The sequence below is a fragment of the Micromonospora sp. NPDC049645 genome, from assembly GCF_040675155.1.
GTDB lineage: Bacteria > Actinomycetota > Actinomycetes > Mycobacteriales > Micromonosporaceae > Micromonospora.
On the sequence record NZ_JBFAOI010000042.1, the window covers coordinates 1 to 1,410 of the forward strand.

A 1,410-nucleotide genomic window follows, 5' to 3' on the forward strand; every position below is an offset into this window, starting at 1 on the left:
CGCCCGCAACACCGTCTCCAGCCGCTGCGGCGTCAACGCCTCGATCACCCCGTCATCAAGCACCCCCGCGGTATGCACCACCCCCACCACCGGATGCCCGGCCGGCACCGCCGCCAACACCCCCGCCAGAGCATCCCGGTCAGCGACATCACACGCGGCCACCTGCACCCGCGCACCCAACTCAGTCAGATCCTCGACCAACTCCGCCGCCCCCGCCGCGGCCAGACCCCGCCGGGACAACAACAACAGATGCCTGACCCCGTGCGTGGCGACCAGATGCCGGGCCACCAACCCACCCAACACCCCAGTCCCACCAGTGACCACCACCGTGCCACCCGAATCCAACCCATCCCGCAACCGATCAGAGCCAGGCAAAGACAACCGACCAGCACCACCGGCCCGGGTCAACCGCCGGACATACAAGCCACCAGCACGTACCGCGATCTCCGGCTCACCACTGTCGGCCACCGCCGCCAGGACCCTGCCCAACTCGCCACCACGGTCGGCGTCATCGTCGGCTCGCCGCCGGGCCGCCTCCAGGCCGTAGTCGGCGTCGTCCAGACCGGGGTCGGTGTCATCGTCCAGACCGGGGTCGGTGTCGTCGTTCAGAGCGGGGTCGGTGTCGTCGTCGAGGTCGAGGTCGAGGTCGAGGTCGAGCAGGATGAATCGGTTGGGGTGTTCGGACTGCGCGGAGCGGACCAGTCCCCATACCGCGGCCGCGGCCAGGTCACTGCCGTCGGTAGCACCACGGGTGATCACCACCAACCGGGAACCGTCCGTGGCCGGATCAGCCAACCATTCCTGAACCCACCCCAACACCAACGCGCTCGCCGCGTGCGTGGCCTCAACAACACCACCGGCATCGGCATCGGCATCGGCCGGGGCCGGTAGCTCAGCCACCACGAGCGTGGGCAGCTCACCATCGATCTGCCCGTACCGTCCCCAGATCGGCTCGGCAGTCACCGACATGGCATCAGGCTCCGCGGCGGGTTCCGTGTCGGGTAGGGGTACCCATTCCACGGCGAACAGTGACTGCGCCGCGTCCGGTACCCCGCCGGCCAGTTGGTCGGTGGTGACCGGCCTCAGCACCAAGGAGGTCGCGGTCAGCACCGGTTGGCCGGTGGTGTCGAACACGGCCACCGCGACAGCGCCGTCGCCGGCCGGTGTCAACCGGACCCGTAGCGTTCTCGCTCCGGTCGCGTACAGCCGTACCCCACTCCACGTGAACGGCAACACCGCCTCGTCGTCGAGCAGCCCGGTCAACCCGATCGGGTGCAACGCCGCGTCCAACACCGCCGGATGCAACCCGAACCCGTCCGCCGCGACGTGCTCGGGCAGTGTCACCTCGGCGTACACCTCCCGGTCGGAACGCCACACCGCCCGCAATCCCTGAAACACCGGCCCGTACAC

General features: G+C 69.4%; 1 protein-coding gene. It reads right to left on the reverse strand.

Translation table 11 applies throughout. The features are described 5' to 3' along the window. The coding region (locus AB0J33_RS31155) for an SDR family NAD(P)-dependent oxidoreductase (RefSeq protein WP_363618737.1) at window positions 1-1,410 on the reverse strand (1,410 nt) is incomplete at its 3' end.